We start from the raw sequence: 23,019 nt of genomic DNA on the forward strand, positions 1-23,019 counted from the left end.
GGAAGACTTGCCAACATGCTTCGCAATACCTCTCTGGTGCTCCTCATGGGCACCTGCAGCATTGCCTGGGCGGACAACGCCGCCGTGGAACTCAGCGCCACCACCATCGACGGTGAACGCGAAAACCCCAGCGGTGTGCAACTGGACGAGCCGATCCGCACCGGCTCGCGGCTGGGCCTCACCGCGCGGGAAACACCGGCCTCGGTCAGCGTCTCGGACCGCCGCCTCATCGAAGAACGCGGCGCCAAGGACAGCCAGGACGTGATCAACGCCATGACCGGCGTCAACGCCTCGGCCAACCCCGGCTTCGGCGGCTTCGTCGCGTACCGCGGCTTCACCCAGAACCAGGTCACACAGCTGTACAACGGCATCAACCTGGGCTACAGCAGCGCCACACGGCCGGTAGATGCCTGGGTGCTCGACCGCGTCGAACTGATCGGTGGGCCGTCGTCATTCCTGCACGGCGCGGGGGCGGTAGGTGGCTCGATCAACTACATCACCAAGCTGGCCAGCCGCGACCAGCAAACCCTTGACGGGCGTATCCGCTACGGGAGTTTCGACGACAGCGAAGTGGCCTTCGGCATCAACCAGGCGCTGGCCAGCAACCCCGCCGATGCCCGCCACTTCATGCGTCTGGATTTCAGCCGCGGCCACGGCAATGGCTATGTCGACCGTAACGAGCGCAGCACCGACAGCCTGGCCTTCTCGCTGCTCAGCGACCTCGCGCCCAACCTGACCCACACGCTGTCGCTGGAGTACCAGGAAGACCGCGAAGACAGCCCTTATTGGGGGTCGCCGATCCTGCCCGGGCGCAGTACGATGAAAATCGACAAGAGTCGCCGCTTTGAAAATTACAACGTTGGCGACGGTCGGTATGAGCAACGGGTGCGCTGGCTGCGGTCGATCCTCGACTACCAGATCAGTGACAGCACCAGCGTGCAGAACACGCTGTACCACTACAATGCCCAGCGCGATTACCGCAATCTGGAACGCTATGCCTACACGCCCGGTGGCCAGGTTCAGCGCAGCAGCCCGTACCTGCAGCGCCACGACCAGAACCTGCTGGGCGACCGCATCGAACTGCGCCACGACAACCACCTGCTCGGCCTGGCCAGCCAGTGGTCGCTGGGGCTTGAATACTCGCGCATGCGCCAGACCCTCTCCCCCACCTCGGGCAGCTGGACCGATGTGGTCGATGCCGAGCACTTCGACCCCGGTAGCTTCGATGACATACCAGGTGTAAACGCTGGCCTGACCAAGCAGCGCCGTCACGAAGTGAGCAACCGTGCAGTGTTTGCCGAAAACCGTCTGCAATTGACCGAACGTCTGGCCCTGCTGACTGCCCTGCGGTACGACTACCTGAACATGGAAGTGACCAACTACGGTGCAGTGACGCCCACTTCGCCGGCGTATTTCGAACGGCGCTGGGAACCGCTGTCCGGGCGCGTCGGCCTGACCTACGCGCTGACACCTTCGGCCAGCCTCTACGCCCAGTACAGCACCTCCGCCGACCTGCCAGCCGGTTCGTTGGCGGCCGCAACCTACTCCAACGTCGGGCTGTTCGACCTGTCCAAGGGCGAGCAATGGGAAGTGGGCAGCAAGTTCGACTTCCTCGACGGCCGTGGCGCGGCCACGCTGGCGCTTTACCAGATCGTGCGCAAGGACTTTGCCGTGCGCGACGCCAACGACGCCAACCTCACGGTGCAGGCCGGGCAACAGACCTCGCGCGGGGTCGAGGTGTCCGGGCGCTTGCAGGTCACGCCAACGTTGCTGGCCGAGGCCAACTACGCCTATGTCGATGCGCAGTACGATGAGTTCAATGAGGCGGTCAACGGCGTGTCGGTGTCGCGCAAGGGCAATGCGCCAGTGAACGTGCCGGCCAACGTCGCCAACCTGTGGCTGACCTACAGCCTGTCATCGGCCTGGTCAGTAGGGGCAGACGGGCGCTACGTAGGCTCGGTGTACGCCGATAACGCCAACAGCCTGAAGGCCCCGGCGTATACGCTGTTCGGCGCGTTCGCCCGCTATCGGCTGGATGCGCACACCACGCTGACCGGGCGGGTCCGCAACCTGACCGACGCGTTGTACGCCAAACAGGCGTACAACAGCCAGTACTACATGGGGCCTCCGCGCACCTTCGAGCTGGCGCTGGATATGCGTTTCTGAACCTCCCCGCCTGCGCGGCGCCTGCTCGCCACGCCGACCCGTTGGAGTCGGCCGGCGTAAACCGCTGCGGCGGCTTATTCAGGTATCCCGAGGTCGTCCTCGACAAAGCGCTTTGCAGCGCCCGGTAATCTACTGGCTAGCACAACAATGATGGCGCGGCCTGACCGCGCCACTTTCATCATGCCTGCCAATGGAACCGGAGAGCACACGCATGTCCGCACCTCACGAGGTATCCCCCGCCACCCTGCGCAGGGTGATCGCCGCGTCGGCCATCGGCAACTTCGTCGAATGGTTCGACTTCGCCGTCTACGGCTTTCTCGCCACGCTGATCGCCAGCCAGTTCTTTGCCAGTGAAGACGCCAGCGTGGCCTTGCTCAAGACCTTTGCCGTATTCGCCGTGGCCTTTGCCCTGCGCCCGTTGGGGGGCATCGTGTTCGGCGCCCTCGGCGACCGCCTGGGGCGCAAGCGCATCCTGTCGCTGACCATCCTGCTGATGGCCGGCTCAACTACCTTGATCGGCCTGCTGCCGACCTACGCCAGCATCGGCCTCGCCGCCCCGGCGTTGCTGACCCTGGCGCGCTGCCTGCAGGGCTTTTCTGCAGGTGGCGAGTATGCCGGGGCCTGCGCCTACCTGATGGAGCACGCGCCCAACGACAAGCGCGCCTTTTATGGCAGCTTCGTGCCGGTATCGACCTTTTCCGCATTTGCCTGTGCAGCGGTGATCGCCTATGGCCTGGAAGCCAGCCTGTCGAGCGAGGCGATGAATGCCTGGGGCTGGCGTATTCCGTTCCTGATTGCCGCGCCGCTGGGCCTGGTTGGCCTGTACTTGCGTTGGCGCATGGAGGAAACCCCGGCGTTCCGTGAAGCGGTAGCCCAAGGCAAGGAGCATGAACATTCGCCGCTCAAGGAAACCCTGCGCCATCATGGCCGGGCGATTCGCAACCTGGGGGCGTTCATTTCGCTGACGGCGCTGTCGTTCTACATGTTCACCACCTACTTCGCCACCTACCTGCAACTGGTCGGCAACCTGAGCCGGGCACAGTCGCTGCTGGTCACCACCGTGGCCCTGCTGTTCGCCGCCGTTGGCTGCCCGCTGGCCGGCGCATTCTCGGACCGCGTCGGGCGGCGCAAGACTATCGGTTTTACCTGCCTGTGGGTCATGCTGTGCGTGTTCCCGGCCTACTGGCTGGCCAGTTCGGGGTCGATCTCGGGGGCGCTGCTGGGGGTGATTCTGCTGGCGGTAGGTGCGCTGTGCAGTGGCGTGGTGACGGCAGCCTTGCTTTCGGAGAGCTTCCCTACCCGCACCCGCTACACCGCCTCGGCGATTACCTACAACGTGGCCTATACCCTGTTCGGTGGTACCGCGCCGCTGGTGGCAACCTGGCTGATCGGGCAGACCGGCAGCAGCCTGGCACCGGCGTTCTACCTGGTGGCGATTGCGCTGGTGGCGCTGGTCGGTGGGTTGGCGTTGCCAGAGACATCACGGATTTCGTTGCATGATGAACCCGGGGTGGACGGTATGCGGCCAGGAGCGCAGGGTACCGTTTGAGCGTTTGGGGCCGCTGTGCGGCCCCAATGATTTCAGCCCTCCTGCACCTCTTCGCGGCGATACGCCCACTGATACAACGCCGGCAACACCAGCAAGGTCAGCGCAGTGGAAGACAGAATCCCGCCAATCACGACCGTTGCCAGTGGCCGCTGCACTTCAGCGCCGGTCCCGGTCGCCAGGGCCATCGGAATGAACCCCAGCGACGCCACCAGCGCGGTCATCAGCACGGGCCGCAAACGGGTCAGCGCCCCCTCTTCCACCGCCGCGCGCAGTGGCCGCCCTTGCTCGCGCAGGCCGCGGATAAAGGCAATCATCACCAAACCGTTGAGCACCGCCACACCCGACAGGGCAATGAACCCGACGCCGGCAGAAATGGACAACGGAATGTCCCGCAACCATAGCGCCAGCACCCCGCCGGTCAGGGCAAACGGAATGCCGGTAAACACCAGCAGGCCATCCCTGAGGTTGTTGAACATCATCAGCAGCAGCGCCATGACCAACAACAAGGCTACCGGTACCACCACTTGCAAGCGTTCGGCCGCCGACTGCAGTTGCTCGAACTGGCCACCCCAACGTGTCCAGTAACCCGGCGGGATTTGCACCTGGCCAAGCAGGGTCTGTTCGGCCTCTTCGACGAACGAACCCAGGTCACGCCCACGCACGTTGGCACTGACCACCACCACCCGCTTGCCATCCTCCCGGCTGACCTGGTTCGGCCCCAGTTGCAGGTTCAGCGTGGCAACCTGCGACAACGGGATGAAGCCGATTTGCCCACCCCCCACCGCAGCACTGGCCGGTACCGGAATCAACAGGCTGGCCAGCCCGTCGACGTCGGTGCGTAAAGTTTCCGACAGGCGCACCACCATGTCGAAACGGCGGTCGCCCTCATATAACGTCCCGGCCTTGCGGCCACCCACGGCGATGGCGATGGCATCCTGCACATCGCCCACGTTCAGGCCATGGCGGGCAGCCTTGTCGCGGTCGATGTCGATGGTCAGCACCGGCAGGCCGGTGGTCTGCTCCACTTTTACCTCGGACGCACCTGGTACGTTCTGCAAGCTGCTGGCGATCTGCGCGGCAGTACGGTTGAGTACCTCCATGTCGTCACCGAACAACTTCACCGCCACATCGCTGCGCACCCCGGAAATCAGCTCGTTGAAGCGCAGCTGGATCGGCTGCGACAGCTCGTAGTTGCTGCCCGGCACGCTGGCCGCAGCACGTTGCACCTCGGCGATCAGCGCCTCCCTTGGTTTGCCCGGGTCTACCCATTGCTCGCGCGGACGCAGCATCACGTAGGCATCGGAGATATTGGGCGGCATCGGGTCGGAGGCAATCTCGGCAGTACCAGTACGCGCAAACACCCGCTCCACTTCCGGTACCTGGGCAATGATCGACCGTTCCAGACGCTGTTGCATGTCCACCGACTGGGACAGGCTGGTGCCCGGCACCCGCAGGGCCTGCAGGGCAAAGTCGCCCTCGCTGAGGCTGGGGATGAATTCGCTGCCCATGCGGCCGGCCATCACCCCCGACAACAGCACCAGCCCGGCTGCACCCGCGAACGCCAGCTTGCGCCGGCTCAGCACCCAGGCCAAAACCGGGGCATAGCGCTGGCGCGCCGTGCGCATCAGCAGCCCTTCTTCTTCCTTGACCTTGCCGGTGACGAACAGGGCAATCGCTGCCGGCACGAAGGTAACCGAAAGGATCATCGCACCGAGCAACGCCATGACCACGGTGAACGCCATGGGGTGGAACATCTTGCCCTCGACGCCGGTCAGGGCAAAGATCGGCAGGTACACCACCATGATGATCAATTGTCCGTAGATCAGCGGCCGGCGCGCTTCGCGGGCAGCGGCGAACACCTCATGGAAACGCTCGACGCGGGTCAGCATGCGGCCGTGACGTTGCTGGGCATGGGCGAGGCGGCGGATGGCGTTTTCCACGATCACCACCGCACCGTCGACGATGATGCCGAAGTCCAGCGCGCCCAGGCTCATCAGGTTGGCACTGACCTTGTTGCTGAACATGCCGGTGAAGGTGAACAGCATCGACAACGGGATGACCATGGCAGTGATCAACGCGGCGCGAATGTTACCCAGGAACAGAAACAGCACGGCGATCACCAGGATCGCGCCTTCGACCAGGTTCTTCTTCACCGTGGCAATGGCTTTTTCCACCAGGTTGGTGCGGTCATACACGGTCACCGCGACCACACCCTTGGGCAGGTTGCGGTTGATCTCGACCAGCTTGGCAGCAACCGCCTGCGACACCGTACGGCTGTTCTCGCCAATCAGCATGAACACCGTACCCAACACCACCTCGCGGCCATTCTCGGTGGCCGCGCCCGAGCGCAATTCTTCGCCAAGGCCTACCTCGGCAACATGGCTGACGCGGATCGGCGAGCCCTCGATGCTGGCGATGACGATGTTGGCGATGTCATCGGCCGAGGCCACCTGGCCAGGGGCGCGGATCAGCAATTGCTCGCCATTGCGCTCGATATGGCCGGCGCCAACGTTGGCGTTGTTGCGCTCCAGTGCCGCGATCAGGTCGTTGAGGGTGAGCTTGTAGGCCGCCAGGCGCTTGGGCTCCGGTGCAATCAGGTACTGCTTGGCATGGCCGCCGATGCTGTTTACCTCGGCCACCCCCGGCACATTGCGCAACTGTGGCTTGATGATCCAGTCCTGGATCACCCGCAGGTCCGTCGGGGTATAGGGCGTGCCGTCCGCCTTGCGAGCGCCCTCCTCGGCTTCCACCGTCCACAGGAAGATTTCCCCAAGGCCGGTTGAAATAGGCCCCATGCCGGCTTCTATGCCCTCGGGCAGCTGCTCGCGGGCCACTTGCAAGCGCTCGTTGACCAGCTGGCGGGCGAAGAAGATATCGGTACTGTCATCGAAAATGACCGTGACCTGCGACAGGCCCGAGCGTGACAGCGAGCGGGTCTGCTTGAGCCCAGGCAGGCCGGCCATGGCGGTTTCGATGGCGAAGGTGATGCGCTGCTCGGTCTCCAGCGGCGAGTAGCCGGGGGCGGCAGTGTTGATCTGTACCTGGACGTTGGTGATGTCCGGTACTGCGTCGATCGGCAGCTTCTGGTAGCTGTGAATACCCACCGCGGCCATCAGGACCACAGCCAGCATCACCACCAGGCGCTGCTCGATGGCAAATTGGATCAGGCGTTCGAACATGCAGGTGTCCCCGTAATCAATGGCTGTGCTCGGCTGAGCCCTTGCCCAGCTCCGACTTGAGGACAAAGCTGCCGGCGGCCGCTACCTGGGTACCGGCGGCGAGGCCGCTGGTGATTTCCACCTGCCCGGCATCGCGGCGGCCGGTCTGTACCGGCCGTGCCTCGAAGCCTTCCTCGGTACGGGCAAACACCACGGTCTGCTCCTCCCAGGTCTGCAGGGCGTTTTCCGGCACCGCCACGGCAGCATTGAAGCGCTCGACGCTGACCGCAACATTGACGAACAGGCCCGGGCGCCACGCGCCGCTCGGGTTGGCCAGGGTGGCCCGCACGGTGGCGGCGCGGTTCTGCTCACCGAGCAGGCTGCCGACGTAGTTGACCTTGCCCTCGACCCGGGCGCCCAGGTCCGGCGCGTTGACCGTGACCTCGCGGCCGGTCACCACCTTGTCCAGGTCACGCGGGGCGACGGCGAAGGTCGCCCATACCCGGCGCAGGTCCGACAGCGTGAAGGCATTGCTGGTCTCGTCGACCACTTCGCCTACGCTCAGGTGCTTTTCCACCACCACTGCATCGAACGGCGCGCGCAGCTCATAGCGGTTGCCGGCACCGGCCGGGCCCACGGCGGCGACCTTCTGCCGAGCATTGGCGAAGGCGATCTCAGCCTCCTGCAGCGCCTGGCGCGCCTGCAGGTAATCCTGCTCGGCGCTGATGCGCTCCTGCCACAGTTGCTGTTCTCGCTGAAAGGTCAGGCGCGCCATTTCCAGCCGGCGTTGGGCAGCCTGCTGCTCGCTGCGCAGGTCGGAGATCTGCTGGCTGGCAATCACCGCCAGCACCTGGCCGCGGGTTACCGCCTGACCCAGCTCGGCCTGCACCGCCTCGACCACACCCGGCACACGCGGTACGACGTGGGCGGTCCGGTCCTCGTCGAAGCGGATTTCCCCCGGGAAGCTGATGGCGGTGCCCAGCTCACGGGGGCCTGCGACCGTCAGTTGCACGCCGGCCGCTTCGATCTGCGCGGTGGACAGGTGCAGCTGGCCTTCTTCAGCATGACCTTCCGTGGGCTTTTCCTCAGCGTGGTCGTGGCTGTCTGCGCCATGCTCGGCGTGGCGGGTTTGCGCCTTCGACGCCTGGCCGAGGTTGCCGGTCCAGGCCAGGCTGCCGATGCCCAGCGCAGCGATGGCGGCGGCCAGAAGGGCGAACTTGCGTGGGTTAGTCATTGTTGCTCCTGCTGTTCAATTGGTTGCCAAGGCCATCGAGGTCGCCGTAGATGCGCTCGACCTGCGCGCGCGCGTCGGTCGCCGAGGCCAGGGCCTCGAGGTAGAACCCGCGGGCCTCGATCAGCGTGCGTTGGGCGTCGAGCACATCGAGGAAGGCGAACTTGCCCATTTCAAAGCCACGGGTCGCGGTGTCCACTGCCTGCTGCGCAGCAGGCAGGATGGTCCGGTCGTAGGCGTCCACTTCCTGCATGGCGGTGGCCCACTGGCTGACGGCGCTATGGGTTTCACTGCGCAGGCGCAGCTCCACGGCGTTACGCAGGTCACGTGCCTGGTCGGCCCGGCGCGCGGCCGCCAGCACATTGCCCTGGTTGCGGTCGAACAGCGGTAGCGGCATGGACAGGCCCACCACGTTCACCCGCTCGCGATCCTCGCGGCTGTACTGGCTACCCAGGCTGACGGTGAGGTTGGGAACGCGCTGGGCCTTTTCCGAGCCCAAGCCTGCATCGCCACGCTCGACCTGGGCTGCAGCCAGGCGCCACTCCACGGTCTGTTCGACTTGAGCGAGCAAGGCATCTGCGTTGGGTGCAAGGCCAGGCGAAAGACTGGCCACCTGCAGCTGGTCAAAGCCCGCCAGCGAGCTACCGGTCAACCGGGCCAGGGCTTGGTAAGCCACGCTGCGCTGGGTCTGCGCGCGGCGCACTTCGGCCTGGGCCTGGGCCAGTTGCACGCGGGCACGGGTGGCCTCCACCGGTGATGACTGGCCGGCAGTCACTCGCCCCTGGACCACGCGCAACCCGCGCTCGGTCAAGGCCTGCGACTGCTGCGCCAGCTCCAGCGCGGTCTGCGCGCGCAAGGCGGCATGAAATGCCTGCACCACATCTGCCCGCAGGCCATTACGCTGGCGCTCCAGGTCGAGCTGGGCAATGGCTTGGCTGGCGCTGGCCACGGCAATACGTGCGCCGCGCTTGCCGCCCAGTTCCAACGCCTGGCTGAGGGTGACGGTGGTGGTGCTGGTGTCGCGACGGGTGTCTTCGACCTCCCAGGCCAGCTCCGGGTTGGGGATAAGCCCCGCCTGGCGCCGCTCGCCATCGGCAATGCCGATTTCACGGCCGGCCGCAGCCAGCTCCGGGTTGCGGGCAAAGGCGGCGGCAAGCGCCTGGGGCAGGCTCAGGCTCTGGCTGGCCTGCGCGCTGGCGGCACCGGCCAGCAACAGGCAGAGCAAGGCGATCTTGCGGGGGATGGGCACGGACAGGTCCTCGTCGGCGAAGCGTTGGCGAGGGACTGTAGAAAGCCGTGCTTATCGGGGCGGTGGCGGGGAAATTACAATTCTGTAATCCATTCACAGCAGCCCGCGTGCGTCGACGGTTCGATAATCGCCCACTTTCCCGGGACGGCGATCTAGTCCAATTGACGAAACTAACCAGTCAGTACAAAACTACGCAGAACCAACAACAACAAAGCGATGCCCGTCATGAAGCCCCTTATTCTCGTGCTCAACGGCCCCAACCTGAACATGTTGGGCACCCGCGAGCCTGCCCAGTACGGCCATGAAACCCTCGCCGACGTCGGCCAGGGCTGTGCCGATACTGCCCATGCCCACGGCCTGGACCTCGAGTTCCGGCAAACCAACCACGAAGGCGAACTGATCGACTGGATCCACGCCGCGCGCAACCGCTGCGCCGGTATCGTCATCAACCCCGGTGCCTGGACCCACACCTCGGTGGCCATTCGCGATGCCCTGGTGGCCAGTGAAGTGCCCGTTATCGAAGTGCACCTGTCCAACGTGCACAAGCGCGAGCCGTTCCGCCACGTGTCGTTCGTCTCGTCGATCGCCGTCGGTGTCATCTGCGGCCTCGGCAGCCACGGCTACCGCATGGCCATCAGCCACTTCGCCGCAATGTTCCAGGAGCGCACCGCATGAGCCAGCAAGCCATCCTCGCCGGCCTGATCGGCCGCGGCATCCAACTGTCGCGCACCCCCGCCCTGCACGAACACGAAGGGGACGCCCAGGCCCTGCGCTACCTGTATCGGCTGATCGACGCCGACCAGCTGCAACTGGACGACAGCGCCCTGCCCAGCCTGCTCGACGCAGCGCAGCACACCGGTTTTACCGGCCTCAACATCACTTACCCGTTCAAGCAGGCGATACTGCCGCTGCTTGACGAACTGTCGGACGAGGCCCGCGGCATCGGCGCAGTCAATACCGTGGTGCTCAAGGACGGCAAGCGGGTCGGCCACAACACCGACTGCCTGGGCTTTGCCGAAGGCCTGCGTCGCGGGCTACCGGACGTAGCGCGCGGTCAGGTCGTGCAGATGGGCGCCGGTGGCGCCGGTTCAGCAGTGGCACATGCCCTGCTGGGAGAAGGGGTCGAGCGGCTGGTGCTGTTCGAAGTGGATGCCGCCCGCGCGCAAGCGCTGGTAGACAACCTGAACACTCATTTCGGTGCCGGGCGCGCGGTGGTCGGCACTGACCTGGCCCACGCGCTGGCGCAGGCTGACGGCCTGGTCAACACCACACCCGTGGGCATGGCCAAGCTACCGGGCACACCGCTGCCGGTGGAGCTGCTGCATGCACGGCTGTGGGTGGCCGAGATCATCTACTTCCCGCTGGAAACCGAACTGCTGCGCGCCGCCCGCGCACTGGGCTGCCGCACACTCGATGGCAGCAACATGGCAGTGTTCCAGGCGGTGAAAGCGTTCGAGCTGTTCAGTGGCCGCCAGGCGGATGCGGCGCGGATGCAGGCGCATTTCGCCAGCTTCAGCTGAAAGACCGCTGTTGGCTAGTTCGCGGGCAAACCCGCTCTCATAGAACAAATCGTGACGTAGTGATTTGGCAGGGACTCTGTGAGAGCGGGCTTGCCCCGTCGAACACCGGCAAAGCCGGTGCCAGGCACCGCGCGGGCCCCTTCGCGGGCCAAGCCCGCCCCCAGGAACCGCACGAAGCTTGCAGGCGGTGCAATCTGTGGAGGCAGGTCATCCTTTTTCATCCAATAGAGCCTGTATCACCTGCTCTTGCCCGCCATAATCCCCCTCGCCTACATGCACATGGCGCACCTGCCCCTTGCGGTCGACAAAATAATGCGCCGGCCAGAACTGGTTGCCCCAGGCATTCCACACTTTGTGATCGTTATCCACCGCCACCGGGTAACCGATGCCCAACCTGGCCACCTTGTCGCGCAAGGTGCCGACATCATGCTCGTAGTCGTACTCTGGCGTATGCACCCCGACCACCACCAGACCCTGGTCGGCATAACGCCGTGCCCAGTCGTTCACATGCGGCAAGCTGCGCCGGCAGTTGATGCAGTCCCACGTCCAGAAGTCCACCAGCACCACCTTGCCCTTTAGCCCCTGGGTGTCCAAGGGTGCCGAGTTCAGCCACTGGCTGGCGCCCGACAGCGACGGCATGGCACCGTAGCTGTCGCGCGCCATCAGGTGCCCGGCCAAGCCCAAGCCGAACAACGCCAGGGCAAAGCCACCCATTTTCAGCATCAGCCGCCGATCAATTATCATGGCAACCGCCGGTGGCGTAGGTGCGGTACTGCACGCTCTGCTGCCGGCCGTGGGAGTCCAGATAATCCATGCGGGTGTTGACCAGGCCGCAAGCGTTGCTCTGGTCATCCTGTACCGACAGCACTTTCTTCACATCCAGATGCTGGCCGTAGCGGTATTGCATGGCTTCGTCGTCCTGCATCGGGGCGGTGTCGGCCTGGGCGGCGATGGCGCCGAAGCTGAGCACGGCGAACAGGCTGGCGCTGGCGAAAGTCTTGACGTTCATGGCATCTCTCCTGGGTGTCACTTGGGTAGGGGGAGTCGTGCTCCCCGGTGAGAACCATTTCACGCCCGCCAGGTATCCCGTATGTGTCGCCCGAGGCTGTGATGCGCTTCCTGCTGTATCTGCGCCCGCGCCAGATACACTGCAATACAAACTCCCGCAGGCAAGCGCGAACACGCTCGGTACACTGCGCTTAACCCCACTTGCACAGGAACGCAGCGCATGGAACACGTCGATCACATCCTGATCGTCGACGACGACCGCGAGATCCGCGAACTGGTCGGCAATTACCTGAAGAAGAACGGCCTGCGCACCAGCATCGTCGCCGACGGCCGGCAGATGCGCGCCTTTCTCGAAGCCAACAGCGTCGACCTGATCGTGCTCGACATCATGATGCCCGGTGACGACGGCCTGCTGTTGTGCCGCGAGCTGCGCGCCGGCAAACACCGCAATACCCCGGTATTGATGCTGACCGCACGCAATGACGAAACCGATCGCATCATCGGCCTGGAAATGGGCGCCGACGACTACCTGACCAAACCATTCTCGGCCCGTGAACTGCTCGCCCGCATCAACGCCGTGCTACGCCGCACGCGCATGCTGCCACCCAACCTGACCATCAGTGAAAGCAGCCGCCTGCTTGGCTTCGGTCAATGGCGCCTGGACACCACCGCGCGCCACTTGCTCGACAGCGAAGGTACCCTGGTGGCCCTGAGCGGCGCCGAATACCGCCTGCTGCGGGTGTTCCTCGACCATCCGCAACGTGTCCTCAGCCGCGAACAGCTGCTGAACCTGACCCAGGGCCGCGAAGCCGACATCTTCGACCGCTCCATCGACCTGCTGGTCAGCCGCCTGCGCCAGCGGCTGGGCGATGACGCCCGCGAACCCGGCTGCATCAAGACCGTGCGCAGCGAGGGCTATGTATTCTCGTTGCCGGTGCACTTGCTGGAGTCGCCGTCATGAAATGGCCGCGCACGTTAGCCTCGCGGCTGGCACTGATCTTTTTCACCGGCCTGGTACTGGCCTACGGCCTGTCGTTCAGCTTGCAGGCCTACGAGCGCTACATCAGTAGCCGGTCGATGATGCTCAGCAACCTGGAGCAGGACGTGGCCACCTCCGTGGCCATTCTCGACCGCCTGCCCGCAGCCGAGCGTGGCGCCTGGCTACCGCGCCTGGAACGGCGTACCTACCGCTATCGCCTGGACCACGGCCTGGCTGGCGATGCGATGCCCAGCAGCGACCCACCGATGGCGGCCGAATCGGTCGTCAAGGCCATCGGCAGCGACTATCACCTGACCTTTCAGGAGATCCCCGGCCCGAATACGCACTTCCAGGCGCACCTCAACCTGGCCGACGGTGCGCCGCTGACCATCGACGTTACCCCGACTCCCGTTCCGGTGGCCCGCTGGCTGCCTGTCGTACTGCTGATACAGCTGGCCGTGCTGATGCTGTGTACTTGGCTGGCGGTACGCCTGGCCATCGGCCCGCTGACCCGTCTGTCGCAGGCAGTGGACAACCTCAACCCGGACAAACCCGGCGTTCAGCTGGATGAAAGCGGCCCGCGCGAGGTGCGCTATGCCGCTGTGGCCTTCAATGCCCTGCAGGCGCGCATCGCTGCCCACCTCAAAGAACGCATGCAGCTGCTGGCAGCGATTTCCCACGACCTGCAAACGCCGATCACGCGCATGAAATTGCGTGTCGAAGTGATGGACGATGGGCTCGAAAAGGACAAGTTGTGGAGTGACCTGGGCGAGATGGAGCACCTGGTGCGCGAAGGCGTGGCCTATGCACGCAGCATGGACACCAGCACCGAAGCCCCTTGCCGGGTCAACCTCGACGCCTTCCTCGACAGCCTGGTGTTCGACTACCAGGACAGCGGCGCCCAGGTCGAGCGCCACGGCAACTGCGGCAGCTTGCTGGAAACCCGCCCGCATGCACTGCGCCGGGTACTGGTGAACCTGGTCGACAACGCCCTCAAGTTCGCCGGTGCCGCCGAGCTGGAAGTCTGTCGCGAGGGCAGCACGACGGTGATCCGCGTGCTCGACAACGGGCCCGGGATACCCGGCGGCGAACTGGACGAGGTACTCAAGCCGTTCTACCGCGTGGAGGGCTCACGCAACCGCAGCACCGGGGGTACCGGGCTGGGGTTGGCGATTGCTCACCAGCTGATTCAGGCCATGGGCGGCCGGCTGACCCTGAGCAACCGCGCCACTGGCGGGTTATGCGCACAAATAGAACTCAGGTAAAGGCAAGCGCCCGGCGTTTTCCCCTACAAACCGATACACAACCCTACCCACCCCGACACACTGCAGATACCCCGCCGTCACACACTCCCGGTCACACCATCACACACCGGGAGCCCTTCTGATGAAAGCCCTTATCCTGCCGTCCGGCTGGAAGCTGTTCGCCACCCTCGCCGGCCTGACCCTGGCGATGACCGCCGTGGTCCTCGCCAGCCAGCCTGACCCGGACGGCCTGCGCAGTGCCATCCGCGCCACCGCGCGCAGCTCCTTCGCGCTGTTCTTGCTGGCATTCCTGGGGTCGTCGCTTGCGAACTTGCTGCCTGGCACGACAAGCCGCCGCATCCTGCAGGAACGGCGCTACCTGGGCCTGGCCTTTGCCTTCTCGCACACGGTGCATGGCCTGCTGATCTACCGCTATGCCCAAGAATTCCCGGCATTGTTCTGGGCCGGCCGCACGCTCACGTCCAGCCTGCCCGGCAGCGTCGGCTACCTGTTCCTGCTGCTGCTCACCATCACCTCGTTCAAGGCCCCCACGCGCCTGTTGGGCGGCCGTGCCTGGCGAGCCCTGCACAGCAGCGGCATGTGGCTGCTGGCTGCGGTGTTCTGCCTGTCGTTCTACAAACGCATCCCCATGGGCGGGTGGTACCCCCTGGCGTTCGCCCTGATGTTCAGCGCCATCGCCGTCAAGCTCATCGCCAAACTCGCCCGTCAACAACGCCGCCGCGCCCAAGCCCTTTCCTGAACCGAGTACCGCCAATGACTACCTTGACCCGCACCCTGACCACCTTCGACCGCCTCGGTGCCTGGAGTGCCGACCTGCCCTTGCGACTGTTTCTGGCCTGGGAGTTTTTCGAATCCGGCCTGGAGAAGCTCAACGGCAGCAACTGGTTCGCCGACCTGCAGGCCAGCTTCCCGTTCCCGTTCAATCAGCTGCCGGCGGAGTGGAACTGGCAGTTGTCGATGTGGGCAGAACTGATATTGCCGCTGTTGCTGTTGCTGGGTCTTGGTACCCGGCTGGCGTCACTGGGACTGATGGTGGTGACGGTGGTAGCGATTGCTGCCGTGCACTGGCCAGCGCACTGGTCGAGCCTGGCTGAACTGGCCCAGGGCTATGCGATTACCGACCAGGGCTTTGGCAACTACAAGCTGCCGTTGATCTACCTGGTGGCGTTGCTGCCGCTGCTGCTCAAAGGGGCTGGGCGCTTGAGCCTGGATCATTGGCTGAGGGCGCGGTTGTGCAGCTGAAACCGTTGCGATGGGGCGCAATGCGCCCCTGATACGCGCACTCAGCGGGTACCGATGATGACGCCCTGCTCGCGCAACCCCTGCAGCAACGCCAAGCCCTGCGCCATATCCCCGCCCAACGCCTGCAGTCGCCCGCGGCCAGTCCCCTGCGCCACCAGCAACCGATACGCCATTGGCGCCAGCCGCGCGAAGCGCACCTGCAACCCGGCATCGCGATAGACCAGCAGCAAAGTCGGCGACTCTGGCGCAGCATCAGGCTGGTAATCCACGCCGATACGCTCCACCGGCCACCGATAAGCCAGGACCCGTGCCACGCAAGACAACAGCGGCTCGCGGTCCAGCAAGTCACCCGCAGGATCATGCATCGGGTCTTCGGCATCACTGAGGTACAGCTGCGCCTCGATCCACTCGTAGTGGGCCAGCTCCAGCTGCCAGGGCGCGTCCAGCGCCACCCCTTGCAAGTAGTCGACGAAAGCTTCAGCCACCTCGGTAAACAAGGGTGTCTGGCTGCGGTAACTGGCGTAGAAATCATGTACCCGGGCGTGCCAGCGTTGCTCACCCAGCGCCTGACGCATCACCGGGAAGCTGCCAGCCAGCAGACCTTCGATAGCGCCATAGAACAGCTCGCGGTAAACCTTAAGCCGGCGTGCCTCAATGCCAGGCGGAGGGGCATGGCGCTGCGGGTCGCGCAGGTGCCGGGCCAGGGTGTATTGCTGCTCGCGCAACGTCTCATTCATTTGCTTGGCCTCCCACAGCGCACTGCACTTCACGAATGCGTGCTGTCTCGGCCAACAGCTCAGCCAGTGGCGGGTAGTTGAAGTCGCGCTCAAGCACCGTGGGTTGCACACCAAAGCGCCTGCAGGCAACGGCGTACAGCGCCCATACATCATCCTTTACCGCAGCGCCATGGGTATCGACCTTCAGGTCCGGCGCTTCATCGTAATGGCCGGCCACGTGCATGCCGGTCACTCGCGCCTGGGGCAGGCCTGCCAGGAATTGCTGGGCGTCATAGCCATGGTTGCAGGCGTTGACGAAGACGTTGTTGACGTCCAGCAGCAGGTCGCAATCGGCTTCATCGAGTACGGCACGAACAAAGTCGAGCTCGCTCATGGCCTGGTAAGGCGCGGCGTAGTAGCTGATATTTTCCACCGCGATGCGCCGTTCCAGTTGCTCCTGGGCCTGGCGTATGCGCGCGGCTACATGGCGTACGGCTTCGTCGGTGAAGGGAATGGGCATCAGGTCGTACAGGTGCCCGTCATCACTGCAGTAGCTCAGGTGCTCGCTGTACAGCCGCACTCGGTGGCGGTCAAGAAACTGCCGGGTCTGGCCGAGGAAATGCTGGTCAAGCGGCGCGCTGCCTCCCAACGACAACGACAAGCCATGGCAAGCAATGGGGAAACGCTCGGCCAGTTGAGCCAGGCCCTTGCCGTAGGCCCCGCCGACGGCAATCCAGTTTTCCGGTGCGCATTCGAGAAAGTCCACTGCGCCAGCCGGCATGGCCAGCAGCTCCGGCAGCAGGCCGCGACGCAGGCCAAGCCCCGCCCGTAGGGGTTGTGGGTGCAAAGGTATGGGGTACATGAACAGGTCTCCGCAACAGGCACAACGCCCCGCCTGACCAGCAGGAGGGGCGTTGCGGCGTTTCAAGGGGGCAGAATGTCAGGGCTTGCCGGTCAGGTGGCTGAACACGCCTTCAGGCATGGCTTTGCCATTGGCCTGGTAGATCGCCTTGAGGTGATCCGCTGCCTCCTGTTCGGAGATGAAACCGTCGTGGTTACGGTCGATCTTAGTGAAATCACCGGCACGGTCTTTGGCCACGGCACGAAATTCATCGCGCGAGACTTTGCCATCGTGGTTGCTGTCGGTTTTGGCGAACGAGGCATCACCACACTTGCCTTCGCCACATTTACCCTCCGCCCCGGCTTTGGCGCTCGCCCCGCATTTGCCTTCACCGCATTTGCCTTCGTTCTGAGTGGCCTTGGCGCTGCCACCGCACTTGCCTTCACCACACTTGCCCTCGCCGGCGACCTTGGCTGAAGCCAACTGGTAACCCTGGGCCAACGGTTCGACGGCAAACGCACTGCTGCTCAATGCCATGCTGCCGATCAAGGCGGCGCCGAGCAGGCCGAGAGTGTTTCGTACTTGGGTCATGGTGATGCTCCACTGTGCTGGGGTAGTGGAGCCATTAAGCCGTTGCGGTTTGTCGTGGATGTATCAGGCAAGGGGCGCTTTTGTATGGAAACCCGTCTGCATGGCGGCCAGATACAGTGGGATACACAAAGACCGGCAAGTAGCCCCAGGCATCAGCCCAGGGCCGTCATACATTCAGTCTTCCAGCGGTTTGGGCGGTGCTGCCGGCTTGGCAGGCTTGCTGTCCTTGGCCTTGGGCTTGGCTTCCGGTGCCGCAGCCACGGGCTCGGGCGCTGCTACCGCCTTTTCGCTGGCAGGCAGGTCATCGACGGCCTTGAAGATTACCGCCGGGTCGAGTGGCGTGTTCTCTTCGTCATCCTTGAGGATATGCCGCTCACCGTCCTTGCCCACCAGAATCACCTTGGTGCCTTTGCTCGCGCCCAGCTTCAGTTCGCGGATCAGGGCCATGGTGGTCTGCTGCTCGAGGTTCTTGTCCTCACGTTTACCCATCATTTGCGCAACGCTGTACAGCACCAGGTTGCGCTCCTTGAACTTGGCCTGGGTAGCCGGGTCCTCCAGCGCCTTGTTCAGCGCTCGCAATGTCGGGTCGGCACTGCTCGGCGCAATGACCACCAATGGCCTGGCCTTGCCCAGTTCCTTGGCTAAAGGCGCATCACTGTCTGCGGCAAACAAGGGGGCGGCAACAGCAAGCAAGGTTGCGAGGGTCAGTGACCGGACGAGCATGCGTATCTCCTTATTGTCTCGATATACCAATGACTACAGATCACGGAGAAAAATCCGACAGGGAGCCTAAACCACTTCATCCACGAATGGGGTGCGCAAAAGTAACTGTCGATTTCCGAGCTTCCTGAAGCCAGAACTACGGCGCGGGAACAAACCGCTATCAGCTTGATTGAGCATAGCCCAAAGGTGCTTTGGCAGGGGCCAGCCCCGCTACCCGGCGCGCATGTCAACGCACGTCGATAGAAGGCCCCGTCGGCCTCACTTCCATCGCTTGCGTGGTCATATCCAGCATCAGCCCTCTGCGTGCAGCGCGCTGAGCATCACGAATGGCGTCCGCCTGATCGATCCTTGCCCCCTCGGTCAGCGCTTCATCGTCCAGTACCGTTTCAAGCTGCCTTCTGAACGGCAGGTCGACCGCCGCGAAACGGTCAGGGTGAGTACGCTCCAGGTGCGCCTGCCAGAACTCACGATCCACCATGGAGCGGGCAATCTCTTCCGGGGTTTCTGCAGCCCGCACCGCAGCCTCTGCTTCTGCAAGGTCCGCCTCCAGCACGCCCGAGATCGCGAGGAAGCTCATTTCTCCCACCTGCAGTGGCAAGTCGAGACGCTCCCTTAACCCGATCCGGAAAGCCAACCCGACCTCGCTTCCTTCCAGCATCCTGCCATGTCGCAGCGCCCACCGGGTAGCGAACCTGTCGACCGCATCGTGGCGCCATAAACGTCTTCCCAGGTCGAGCAAGGCACGTTCGCTTTCCCCCTGGGCTGCATGTTCAACCTGCCAAACCAGCAGGTTCAGTTCAAGGTTGCTCAAGCACCAAGTGGCACCATCCTGGCAACCCCACTCATCATTGGCCACCGACAGCAGGTTCTGCCGCAACTCTGGCGTAATGGCCATGGCTTGCAATACCGCCATCACCCGATTGCCCAGTGCACGGGCATTGACACGGAAGTCTTCGGACAGCAACAACTGGCGAAGCACACGGAAAAACCGGTCAGCATCCTCACCTGAATCCAACGAATCCCAGGCAGCAAGCATCAAGCCGCGGTGCTCCGGGGCCACGGCATCCCCCCATACTTCACGGGCACGCTGCAGCCGCAGAAGCACTTGCTCCTCGTCCAGGCCAGGATCATCGCTACTCAACGCAGCCTGCAAACGTAGCGTCTGGGCTTCGCCCAGCGGGTTTCCATTCAGACGAAACCGCCACCGATGCCACACGGGCAATTGGAAGAAACTCTCTGGAATGTGCCTGATCCGGTTATCCCGCAAATCAACGGACACCAATTGAGTGTTGTCGAACACGCCCAGTGGAAATTGCGAGATCTGTGTGTCGCGCAAGTTCAGCCACCGCAATTCAGTCAAACCTGCCAGCATGAACCTGCCCAACGGGTTGTGGGACAGGTCGAGAGACTGCAGGCTGGCGCAACTGGCCAGTGTGGCGGTTTGTGCAATGTTCAGGACGATACGGTTGTTGGTCAGGCTCAGATGCCGCAGCTGCTCTATTTGCAATAAAGGTTGCGGAAGGCGCGTCAGAAGGTTCCCTCCCAGGTCAAGGGTGTGCAGGCTAGGAAAAGCCAGCAGGAGGCTGCTGGGGACCTCCAGAAGGTCAAGGTGCAACAGCGACAAGCTGGTAACGCCCCTGAAGCTGACCTGCACGGGAATGTTGGGCAAGCCGCCTGGTTTGAAATTACAGAACATGACGTGGAGGTTTTCCTGGGCATTGATTTGCAGTTCTCCCACACCCACCGACCGCCTCCAGCAATTGAACAACGTCTGGCGCAACGCCTCGCGATCATCCATGACATCGCCCTGCGCGCGTGCGACCCAGGTATTCAGCGTCATGCGAAGCATCGCGAACTCATTGCGAAGGCTCGTCAGTACGTGTTCCAGTTGCTGCCCTGAGCGCCTGGCCTCATCGGCGAACGTTTCGACCTGTTGATCACTCAACCACGGGAAGAGATCGCGCAGCGTTGCCCTCAGGGCACTCCCTCTGGATGCAAAACCGCTCACTCCACCACCACCCAGTGGGTAGCCGATACGTCCATCGGTCAAGCGCATGGGCCGTCGAACCGCACCCGGACGTACCGCGCCCAGCAAACGACTGATCTGGTCACGGTGGCGTACCGCTTCGCGCCCCAGCATTACCCTGAGGTTGTGCGAGAATGGATCGCCGATGCCCATCGCCTCCCGTTGTACATCGGTATAGGCAGGCGCCATGACGTCGAACAGCTCACCCGCCTCACCACGCGCCGTGCCGTGGCTGTCATACAGTTGAAAGCTACCGTCCAGGTGCACCAGATCGAACGCCCGCTGCCCCTGCTCGGACTTCGCCAGCATCGGCCCGCCCAGCCAACCTTCGTAGAGCCGCCAGCCTACTCCTCGTTCGCCCCCGGGCAGATACCGTAACAAGCCCACGACCACCCGGGCCAGGTCTGCATGCTGCGGCGTATCCAGGTACAGCGCTTCAAATACCCGCGCCTGCCGGGTCGCCAGCAAACTGCTCCTCGCCGCCTCGGCAAGCCCCAGGGCAACCCTGCCGCTGGATAGCAACCGTGTGCGATCAACGCTGCTGGCAGCCTGTACCAAGGCTTGCGCACCACGCACGTTCAGCCCAGGAAACACCCGGCGCAACGCCGTGCTGCCGAGGCTGTCATCGGGCTGCAATGCTTCAAAAAGGTGCTGCAACAGTGTTCGCCGCTGCGCCCATGCCAACCCCGCCAGCGCCTGATCTGTAAGCCCATCCGCGCCTGGCAAACGCCGAACGTGATCGAGCACGGTTGCATCCTCTACCGGCTCGCCGCTGCGTAAACGGCCAACCATGCTGCGGATGCGCTGATCAAGCTGGACCCGCTCCACACTGTCGATCAGCGCGGGGCTCGGTGCCTGGGCATGGACATGCAAGCCACGCACATCGTCGCCATCAAGGCCGTGGAACAGCAGAACCTGATCGATCTGTTCATCATTCAGCCGGTTGAAAGGTTCACCCAAGCGCCGGAACATGCGGTATTTGTCGGGCCACATGGCAGGTTGCTCACTCCACAACCGCCAGGCACCAGCGCCATTGTGATGCAGCAACGGCCCGTGGCCGTCGACCGGATACAGCTGCCATTGATCACCGCCGGCCGCCTCCGTCACGCGATAGTGCTGCCCGTCCATTTCGATCCAGGCCAGCCCGTCCTGACGCCGGATCCCCAAAGCGTCCGGGCTTGAGGCCGCATCGGGGACCTGGCGTTGGAACGGGGTCAGGTCTTGTTGCCAGAGCTTCACCGTGCCGTCTTCCAGCCGAGCCGGCAACATGGCATCGACCTTCGCAGACCGGGCCCAAACCCGTCTAGCCACACCCACCCCGGCTACCGTGGCCGCCACGATGGCAAGGTCTGTAGCCACATGGGTCAAATGGTCCAGCGCCTCCTGGCGGTCGTTTTCATGCCAAGCCTCAACGCCATGGTAGACCTCTTTCAGTAGCTCGCTGGCCGTCACGGCCAGCAGCGCCAGGCCGAGCCCAGGCACAAAGAAACTGGCCAGGTTGAGCAGCGCCCACCCTTCGGCTTCAAGGCGCAGGTCATGCTGGCGCTGAACCTCACGATCCAGTTTGGCCACCGGTACTGCGATCATCGCCGCATCGTCCTTGATCTGCTGGATACGGGCCTGTGCCTGGCTTATGAACAACGGCTGCGGGTAGGCCTGCAAGTGTGGTTCGAGATCGCGAAAAGCCCAGTCTGCCAGGTCATCGAAGCGCTCCGCGACCTGGGCGAAAAATGCCTGGCTGTCCCGCCGCAGCACGAAGCGGCTGAAAAAACGCCGATAGGCCTTGTCGCGCAAGCGCCGGCCCAGTTCGCGGTTCATTTTGTCGATACTCTCGAACGCACTCCAAGGCGAACGAGGGTCCCCAGGTACGTAAAGAAACACCCGACGGGTCGTGTTGAACAGCACGCCTTGCTCAACCACCGCGAATACCGTCACCTGCTCGATCTGGCAACCCAGCATTTTCAGCTGCCTGGCCTGCACCAGGTCGCCCGCCAGGCGCAGCAGCTTGCCCTTCTCGCACACCGCCACCAGCAAGCCGAGCTCGCTGTCATCCAGGGTTCCTTGTTGCCGGGCTTTGTAGGCGTCCACAAGCATGCTGTAGCGCAAGGCATCCACAAGCCGCGCCACCACGTGCTCGGCACTGCCAGCGGGCTTGAGGATGGAATCCAGATGACGTTGATAGCGTTCACCCAGGTCCAGCTCACGACAGAGTTTGGCAAGCTCGATGCTGGTGGGTGGTTTGACCGTACCGTGGGTGGGAACCAGCAGGCGATTACCGCGCGGCTGGCCACCCTCCTGCGCCTGAGCGGCGGTGAAATTGCGCATTGCCACTTCGAGCAGTGGCTGTTCTTCATAGACCACTGTGGTCAGGTGCGCGCCAACCGGCTGACTGTTGATCACAGCTTCGCGACGGCCCTGCAGAAACCTGAGCGAGTACGGGTTACGGCCAAGCCCATAACGCTCGTCGAGCGCCTTTCCCAGGGCTGAAGCGACGAAACCGTCAATGCCCTCGATGCCTCGCAGCATCGCGTTCACTTGCTCACAGCAGCGAAGGCTGTTTGCTAATGCCCTGCCGATCTCAGGCAGTTGCTCAGCGGGGGCGTGACGCAACCAGGGCGGCAAGCGCCTGCCGATGATGCCATCCTGGAAAGCGTCGATGGCGGCCTGCGCATCTGACGGCACAGTGGTGTTCATGGCGGGGAGCCTCTTCATGAAAAGAAGCCAGACTAAGACGCCTGCTCCCCGCCAGGCGCTA

18 protein-coding genes are annotated in these 23,019 nt (G+C 63.8%); 8 read left to right on the forward strand and 10 right to left on the reverse strand.

Annotated elements, in window-relative coordinates:
* Positions 1-15 precede the first annotated feature (15 nt).
* Both OO258_RS10480 and OO258_RS10485 read left to right on the forward strand, forming a co-directional pair.
* Complete coding sequence (locus tag OO258_RS10480; RefSeq protein ID WP_266030263.1) at positions 16-2,166, forward strand: TonB-dependent receptor; 2,151 nt, start codon at positions 16-18, stop codon at positions 2,164-2,166.
* A gap of 211 nt (positions 2,167-2,377) precedes the next feature.
* Entirely contained in the window at positions 2,378-3,715 is a 1,338-nt protein-coding gene (locus OO258_RS10485) for an MFS transporter (protein WP_110745082.1), read from the forward strand.
* Positions 3,716-3,747: 32 nt separating this feature from the next.
* On the opposite strand, the gene OO258_RS10490 is transcribed toward OO258_RS10485, so the two are convergent.
* Genes OO258_RS10490 through OO258_RS10500 form a run of 3 tightly spaced genes read right to left on the reverse strand, consistent with a single transcriptional unit; the run spans position 3,748 to position 9,353 of the window.
* Complete coding sequence (locus OO258_RS10490) at positions 3,748-6,894, reverse strand: CusA/CzcA family heavy metal efflux RND transporter (protein ID WP_266030265.1); 3,147 nt, start codon at positions 6,892-6,894, stop codon at positions 3,748-3,750.
* Between the two features lie 16 nt (positions 6,895-6,910).
* Complete coding sequence (locus tag OO258_RS10495; RefSeq protein WP_266030266.1) at positions 6,911-8,107, reverse strand: efflux RND transporter periplasmic adaptor subunit; 1,197 nt, start codon at positions 8,105-8,107, stop codon at positions 6,911-6,913.
* Positions 8,100-9,353 (reverse strand): TolC family protein, encoded by a 1,254-nt coding sequence (locus OO258_RS10500; RefSeq protein ID WP_266030267.1) that lies wholly within the window; start codon positions 9,351-9,353, stop codon positions 8,100-8,102. The genes OO258_RS10495 and OO258_RS10500 overlap by 8 nt, the downstream gene beginning before the upstream one ends.
* 225 nt (positions 9,354-9,578) lie before the next feature.
* Between OO258_RS10500 and aroQ the strand changes: the two genes are divergently transcribed.
* Together aroQ and OO258_RS10510 are read left to right on the forward strand one after the other, a co-directional pair.
* On the forward strand, positions 9,579-10,028 hold the full coding sequence (gene aroQ / locus OO258_RS10505) for a type II 3-dehydroquinate dehydratase (RefSeq protein WP_110745078.1): 450 nt from the start codon (positions 9,579-9,581) through the stop codon (positions 10,026-10,028).
* Entirely contained in the window at positions 10,025-10,873 is an 849-nt protein-coding gene (locus OO258_RS10510) for a shikimate dehydrogenase (RefSeq protein WP_266030270.1), read from the forward strand. Before aroQ ends, OO258_RS10510 begins: the two co-directional genes overlap by 4 nt.
* A gap of 207 nt (positions 10,874-11,080) precedes the next feature.
* On the opposite strand, the gene OO258_RS10515 is transcribed toward OO258_RS10510, so the two are convergent.
* Together OO258_RS10515 and OO258_RS10520 are read right to left on the reverse strand one after the other, a co-directional pair.
* Complete coding sequence (locus tag OO258_RS10515; RefSeq protein WP_266030479.1) at positions 11,081-11,596, reverse strand: thioredoxin family protein; 516 nt, start codon at positions 11,594-11,596, stop codon at positions 11,081-11,083.
* A gap of 10 nt (positions 11,597-11,606) precedes the next feature.
* The gene (locus OO258_RS10520; RefSeq protein WP_266030272.1) at positions 11,607-11,882 is read right to left on the reverse strand and encodes a DUF2790 domain-containing protein; all 276 of its coding nucleotides are present in this window, start codon (positions 11,880-11,882) and stop codon (positions 11,607-11,609) included.
* Between the two features lie 219 nt (positions 11,883-12,101).
* Here OO258_RS10520 and OO258_RS10525 point away from each other — a divergent pair, with 219 nt between their 5' ends.
* The 4 genes from OO258_RS10525 (at position 12,102) to OO258_RS10540 (ending at position 15,367) form a co-directional block, all read left to right on the forward strand.
* Complete coding sequence (locus OO258_RS10525) at positions 12,102-12,842, forward strand: response regulator (RefSeq protein ID WP_110745074.1); 741 nt, start codon at positions 12,102-12,104, stop codon at positions 12,840-12,842.
* Positions 12,839-14,125: an ATP-binding protein gene (locus OO258_RS10530; protein ID WP_266030274.1), complete on the forward strand. Its 1,287-nt coding sequence runs from the start codon at positions 12,839-12,841 to the stop codon at positions 14,123-14,125. The genes OO258_RS10525 and OO258_RS10530 overlap by 4 nt, the downstream gene beginning before the upstream one ends.
* Before the next feature lie 121 nt (positions 14,126-14,246).
* Positions 14,247-14,864, forward strand: a complete 618-nt coding sequence (locus OO258_RS10535; RefSeq protein WP_266030276.1) for a ferric reductase-like transmembrane domain-containing protein — start codon at positions 14,247-14,249, stop codon at positions 14,862-14,864.
* 14 nt (positions 14,865-14,878) lie between these two features.
* On the forward strand, positions 14,879-15,367 hold the full coding sequence (locus OO258_RS10540; RefSeq protein WP_110745071.1) for a DoxX family protein: 489 nt from the start codon (positions 14,879-14,881) through the stop codon (positions 15,365-15,367).
* A gap of 41 nt (positions 15,368-15,408) precedes the next feature.
* Here the strand turns inward: OO258_RS10540 and OO258_RS10545 are convergent, their stop codons facing one another.
* The 5 genes from OO258_RS10545 to OO258_RS10565 form a co-directional block, all read right to left on the reverse strand.
* On the reverse strand, positions 15,409-16,104 hold the full coding sequence (locus OO258_RS10545; RefSeq protein WP_266030278.1) for a DNA-binding domain-containing protein: 696 nt from the start codon (positions 16,102-16,104) through the stop codon (positions 15,409-15,411).
* Positions 16,097-16,945 carry a DUF692 domain-containing protein gene (locus tag OO258_RS10550; RefSeq protein ID WP_266030279.1) on the reverse strand — a complete coding sequence of 283 codons (849 nt, stop codon included), beginning with the start codon at positions 16,943-16,945 and terminating at the stop codon, positions 16,097-16,099. The genes OO258_RS10545 and OO258_RS10550 overlap by 8 nt, the downstream gene beginning before the upstream one ends.
* A 78-nt stretch (positions 16,946-17,023) precedes the next feature.
* The gene (locus tag OO258_RS10555) at positions 17,024-17,515 is read right to left on the reverse strand and encodes an EF-hand domain-containing protein (RefSeq protein ID WP_266030281.1); all 492 of its coding nucleotides are present in this window, start codon (positions 17,513-17,515) and stop codon (positions 17,024-17,026) included.
* A 174-nt stretch (positions 17,516-17,689) separates the two neighbouring features.
* Complete coding sequence (locus tag OO258_RS10560) at positions 17,690-18,238, reverse strand: DUF4174 domain-containing protein (RefSeq protein WP_110745067.1); 549 nt, start codon at positions 18,236-18,238, stop codon at positions 17,690-17,692.
* A gap of 226 nt (positions 18,239-18,464) precedes the next feature.
* Complete coding sequence (locus OO258_RS10565; RefSeq protein ID WP_323054379.1) at positions 18,465-22,958, reverse strand: NEL-type E3 ubiquitin ligase domain-containing protein; 4,494 nt, start codon at positions 22,956-22,958, stop codon at positions 18,465-18,467.
* Between the last annotated feature and the right edge of the window lie 61 nt (positions 22,959-23,019).

The organism is Pseudomonas sp. DCB_BI (assembly GCF_026240995.1).
Taxonomy (GTDB): domain Bacteria; phylum Pseudomonadota; class Gammaproteobacteria; order Pseudomonadales; family Pseudomonadaceae; genus Aquipseudomonas.